This is a genomic window from Arthrobacter sp. B1805 (genome assembly GCF_002929745.1).
Taxonomy (GTDB): domain Bacteria; phylum Actinomycetota; class Actinomycetes; order Actinomycetales; family Micrococcaceae; genus Arthrobacter_D.
On the sequence record NZ_PJIQ01000038.1, the window covers coordinates 1 to 4844 of the forward strand.

Annotated in this window: 6 protein-coding genes; 3 read left to right on the forward strand and 3 right to left on the reverse strand. The window is 61.2% G+C overall.

The features are described 5' to 3' along the window. Nucleotides 1-263 precede the first annotated feature (263 nt). The 3 genes from mobC to CXQ96_RS17705 all read left to right on the forward strand — a co-directional run bounded on the left by mobC (nt 264) and on the right by CXQ96_RS17705 (nt 2438). Entirely contained in the window at nt 264-734 is a 471-nt protein-coding gene (mobC, locus tag CXQ96_RS17695; protein ID WP_181036542.1) for a plasmid mobilization relaxosome protein MobC, read from the forward strand. Then, nucleotides 731-1471: a relaxase/mobilization nuclease domain-containing protein gene (locus CXQ96_RS17700; protein ID WP_104119343.1), complete on the forward strand. Its 741-nt coding sequence runs from the start codon at nt 731-733 to the stop codon at nt 1469-1471. Before mobC ends, CXQ96_RS17700 begins: the two co-directional genes overlap by 4 nt. A gap of 76 nt (nt 1472-1547) precedes the next feature. Then, nucleotides 1548-2438, forward strand: a complete 891-nt coding sequence (locus tag CXQ96_RS17705; protein ID WP_104119345.1) for a hypothetical protein — start codon at nt 1548-1550, stop codon at nt 2436-2438. Nucleotides 2439-2807: 369 nt separating this feature from the next. Here CXQ96_RS17705 and CXQ96_RS18215 read toward each other — a convergent pair whose 3' ends face one another. From CXQ96_RS18215 to CXQ96_RS17715, 3 genes are read right to left on the reverse strand one after another with little or no spacing between them, the layout of a single operon-like run. After that, nucleotides 2808-3284 (reverse strand): AlpA family transcriptional regulator, encoded by a 477-nt coding sequence (locus tag CXQ96_RS18215; RefSeq protein ID WP_146070942.1) that lies wholly within the window; start codon nt 3282-3284, stop codon nt 2808-2810. Continuing rightward, a complete protein-coding gene (locus CXQ96_RS19150) occupies nt 3281-3559 on the reverse strand; it encodes a sigma factor-like helix-turn-helix DNA-binding protein (protein ID WP_104112165.1) in 279 nt (92 codons plus the stop codon). Before CXQ96_RS19150 ends, CXQ96_RS18215 begins: the two co-directional genes overlap by 4 nt. Further along, nucleotides 3546-4454 (reverse strand): replication initiation protein, encoded by a 909-nt coding sequence (locus CXQ96_RS17715; protein ID WP_146070943.1) that lies wholly within the window; start codon nt 4452-4454, stop codon nt 3546-3548. Before CXQ96_RS17715 ends, CXQ96_RS19150 begins: the two co-directional genes overlap by 14 nt. Nucleotides 4455-4844: the final 390 nt, after the last annotated feature.

Genomic DNA, 4844 nt, shown 5'->3' on the forward strand with positions numbered 1-4844 from the left:
CGGGTCCCGGTGTGTGCCTGCGGCCCACGTTTTGGGTGGGTTCCGGTCTCGCAGAGCTCGCCTCTCCACCCACCCAAAACCCCTGACCGCGGGTGGGTTCTGTTCCTCCGCTGTCGGACCACCCACGGTCGATGCAAGGTATGATTGCCGTAACGCTACGGTCGCTGCGCGACCTCCTCGTTCCAGCAATCCCTTGCCCTGCGGGGCGGCCACCGCTACGCGGTTGGCGGCTTCCGCGGGTTCCCCGTCGGAAGGAGCTCGTCATGGCTGACTCGTCCCGCTGGTTCAGCCTTCTAAGGCAGCCGGCTCCCGTCCCGGATTCGGTGCCGGCGACTGCCGGCCATGAGCCGATCACTCCTGTTGGGGAGTCGCCGGGCCCGCGTGGTGAGCGGACCAGAACGGTGGCTGTCCGGTTGACGCCGGCTGAGCATGCTCAGTGGGTGGCGGCGGCTGAGGCCGAGGGTCGTGGGCAGATGGGTCGGTGGGTGCGCGAGACAGTGACGGCTCGGCTGGAGGGCCGGCCTGCTGCCGCCCCGGTTGCTGCTGTGGGTGAGGTGCGGGAGATGCGGGCTGAGTTGGCCCGGATGGGCTCGAATCTGAACCAGGTCGCCAGGGCGCTGAACATTTCCGTCCTGGGTGGGAAGCCGGCGCCGGCGCTCGAGGATATTGCCCGGAGCCTGGAAGCCATACGCGCGCAGCTCGGCTCAGTCCGGGACGAGCTGAGGGGCCGGTGATCGCCAAGATCACCCGGGGTGAGCGGGCCGGCGACATCGCGGCGTACCTGCACGGACCGGGCAAGGCCAACGAGCACACGTACACGATCGGGAACGTCCGGCGTTCCGGTGGGTTGGTGATCGGCGGGAACCTCGGCCGGGACGGACACACTGACGGGGCGAGCTGGGCCGCGGATCTGCGCGAGGCCGTTGGTACCAGGCCTGAGATCCGCAAACCGATCTGGCAGGTATCGCTACGGACCGCGCCAGGGGACCGCAGGCTCAGTAGCGAGCAGTGGCGCGACGCGGCCACGATCATGGCCAGGCGCATGGGATACGAGGAACACCCGTGGGTGATGGTCCGCCACGGAGAAGACCACGTACACATCGTCGTCAGCCGGGTCAGTGACACCGGACAGGTCTGGCACGCACGTCAGGACTTCAGGGCCGCTCAGAGCGCAGCGACCGCCCTGGAAAAGCATTTCGGCCTCACCCAGGCGTCGCGGCAGAAAGCACCAGAACGAGTCCGAAGTAGCCAGAAGACGATCATCGAGAACCAGCAACAGGCTGCGGTGCAGCTAGCTGGACAGCGGGCCAAAGAGCTCGCCGAGTTCCTCGAGGTCAAAAGAATGATGGACCAGTCCTTCCCCACTCCGCCGCAACCAGGCAAGGGACCCAAAAGCCTTCGGAGTAGGCAAAACACCGAGATGAATCACCCGGTTAGGGATCATCGGCCAGAACGCGGATTCGAACGCTAACGCCACGAGCTGCCGCGCAACGCTCCGCGTTCCTTGCCACTGGAATGATGTGGCCCCATCCCCTCATAGTGGCCATATGGCCGAACTGCTTCCTGCGCATGAAGAGAAATCCGTCCGCAACTACGTCGAGGGTCAGTCCCGAAACGTCGATGACCCTGACGACCCTGACACCAAAGTCACGCTGGTGCAGAAGGTCAGCAGTTACCGGCTAATCGGCACTGACTACGACGTCTACGACGTGCACATGCCGAAGGAACGCTGGTGGGTCATCACGAACCCCACAAATCTTTACTCGCAGGAATCCTTTCCTGAATACGATGTCGCGTTTTCCTTCCATGTTGGCCTGATGCTGCGGGTGATGCACCGGGAGCGCGTCGACATCGAAGAGGAAAAAGCCGAGGAAGTGGGCGGGGCGTGGAGGCGTTACGAAGCTGCCGTCGCCGCGATGGACTCAGCCCGAGAAGCGGAGGACTACCAAGGTGTAGCAATCAAGTGTCGTGAAGCTTTGCTGGCCTTCGGACGGGAGCATCAAGAGGCCGAATGGCTCACCCTTCCGGAGGTGAAGTGCAAGGTAAACGACTTCAAAGGCTGGGCCAAACTGTATGCACAGGAACTTTCCACGGGGCGCATGCGGCGCTACCTGAGTGAGATTTCCGATAAGGCGTGGGACGTCGCCGTGAGCCTTCAACACGACTACAACGCGACGGAATGGGATGCCGAGATGCTTCTGGACGCGACCGCGCACGTTCTTCAGATGTATTCAACAGCCATCGTCAAGGTCAAGCGGAAGCCACCGCGCCGATGCCCGAAATGTAGCTCATATCGCCTCGTAACAGACGGCGACATCACGGAGCAAGACGGTGAGCAGGGGTGGCTCGAGGCGGAAGTTTGTTCGGCGTGTGGATACCGAGGTCCGGAGTCATTTGAACCATGGGAAAAGCGCGAAGATGACCAAGAAGATCTTTAGTCGGCGACAGACCAAGACGCATAAGCAGGTAAAAATCTAGGCATTAGCGGTGCAAATTCAGGGCCCTTAAAAAAGTCGGGTTAAATGCTCCGATAACTTGTTTTATCCGCAATGGTGTGGTATGATTACTATGTAGGGCAAAGAAAATAGTAGTTTCTCGTTCGGCTCACGACCGGCTTGCTCACAAAACGCTGATCAGGGGTTCAAATCCCCTTGCCTCCACTTCAAGGGGGCATAGCTTAGGGGCCTAAAGCAAGCGTCTCCCTTGGCACTGAAAAGTGTCCGATTGGACCCAGCAACAACGTTGCTGGGTCCAATTTTTTTTGCCACGGGATAGGCGTATGGAATTAACGATCGATCCCTTGTCGGTCAGGTTTTGAAGATGCGTCTCCAGAAGCCGGATCTCGGTTCCGGTGGGGGAGTAGCAACAGGAGCGGAGAAAGCCGGGGCCGGGGCAGAGGGCCCTTGTTCGAGCATCCGCAATGCCATCTCGGCAGTCTGGGCACGATGCCGTTCCGCGGCCGCGACCTGTTCAGCTGCTGTTCGGTGAGCGCGCTCAATGGACAGGGCATTTTCTAGCTCAATTACACGGTTTTTTAGGCCTACCTGTTCAGGTTGAGCTATGTCATGAACATGTTGAGCTGTGTCAGTGGACAGGTTCTGGACTGCTCCCTGAACAGGATGAAGCCCTGCAGCGAGCAGGCTGGTGAGGGGAATTTTCCAGACACCTTTTGGGTCGCGGTAGGCGTCCGGAAAATCGCCCTGGTCCAACCGTCGTCGAAGTGTTGAACGGCTGGTTGAAACCAAGGCCGCTGCCTCAGTGAGGGTAAAAACAGGACGGCTCACGGGGAAGCGTTCTCCTGCGCCGCAGCTTCGCGTTCGGCTTGCTTTGCGTAAGTACCCACCAAGCCGACAGAGACGCCCAGCTCAGTAGCAATTTTCCGCATGGTCATGCCTTGCTCACGCATCTCGACGATCTTCCGGCGACGCTCAACTGCCCGGGCCTCGTACTCATCTCGTGGTTCAGCAATGTATCGGTAAATCGTTCGTGGGGAGACTCCCAGGCGTTCGGCCAAAACTCGAGCAGGGACATTTCGGCGAACTGGCTTAAGCGCGGGCATTGTTTTCCTCCAAAGCTTCCATGAGGCGAATGTCTCTTGCCGTTGTGCGTTTCTGTCCTGAGGTAACCCCGCCTTTACGTCCGCGCCGTCGCTGGATATCGAGGAAGTCCTGGTCGAACTTCTCTGCCCCCTTGTGGCGGAGGTCGGAGCGCCACACAAAGCGGGCGATGGAGCGAGCGAGGTGGGTGACTTCGAGCTCAGAGAGCGGGCCGGCGGAGAATTCGTCGGCAATGGATCCGAGGTTCTTGTTCCAGGCGTAGGCGTGGACGGCTTCTTCCCAGTCCCGCTGGTCGGGGTAGCGAGTCCAGGCACGGTAGGCCCAGTGGCGCACGGTGTCGAAGAGGGCGACATTACGGCCGATGCCGGTGTTGCGAAGGAGCCGGCGCTCGTTCCACTTGGGCAGCGCGCCGAGGTCGGAGAGCGCAGCGGCGAGGTCCGGGAGGCTGTAGACGGCCTCCATTTCACCCCAGACCGGCAGGTGGTCCTGGTGATACGGGTTCTTGGTGATGCGCCCGCCGTAGGCGACGTCTCCACCGAGGATGGTCGTCAGTCCTGACTCAATGCGGGCCAGCAGGTTTACCGGACGGCGGCTGGCCGCGTCAGTGAGGCAGACGGGGGCCGCGAGGGCGTAGGTGATGTGGCCGTCTTTAGTGAAGGGGTTCAACGCGACGTAGGACGGAGCGGGCAGTCCTGCCAGGTCGGCCGCGTGCTCTGCTTCGCCGCCATCGTGGTCGATCACGACCAGGGAGCGGAGCACCAAAGGATTGGACTCGATATAAGGCTCTCTAAGCGCGTTATCCCGGTTCATGCGCTGCTGGTGCGTCTTCACCCCAGCTAAGGGCGCATGCGGCAACCAGTGGCCGCTGAAGGCACCCTCAAAGCTTGGTTCGGTCATGAACTCACACAACCATGTTCAAGGTCCGACTCTGCTCATTCGAGCCCGGCGTGTTCAAAGTCTGGCACGAAGCCAAGTCAGATACTTCGGGACTCCGCGATGAGTTCCTGTGTGTGCGCAGCACACTCCGCTAGTGTCCCTGGCCCCCCTCTCGAGACTCCTCCCTCGGAATTTCTTTCGGTGAGTGGCGCCAGGTGAGCTCCCAGAAAGTTCTCTGGCTTGCTCGAGGTGATGGGTCAGTTGCCCCGTCGGGATCTGCGGCAGCGGCTCTTCTGCAGGTGCTTAAAGCTGGGTTGGTCTGCGGGACCCTGGACGGGTCCCGGTGTGTGCCTGCGGCCCACGTTTTGGGTGGGTTCCGGTCTCGCAGAGCTCGCCTCTCCACCCACCCAA

Bases quoted from the DNA above. Each gene is read 5' to 3' on its own strand.
- mobC (WP_181036542.1), top strand. From the start codon at position 264: ATGGCTGACTCGTCCCGCTGGTTCAGCCTTCTAAGGCAGCCGGCTCCC.
- CXQ96_RS17705 (WP_104119345.1), top strand. From the start codon at position 1,548: ATGGCCGAACTGCTTCCTGCGCATGAAGAGAAATCCGTCCGCAACTAC.
- CXQ96_RS19150 (WP_104112165.1), bottom strand. From the start codon at position 3,559: ATGCCCGCGCTTAAGCCAGTTCGCCGAAATGTCCCTGCTCGAGTTTTG.
- CXQ96_RS17715 (WP_146070943.1), bottom strand. From the start codon at position 4,454: ATGACCGAACCAAGCTTTGAGGGTGCCTTCAGCGGCCACTGGTTGCCG.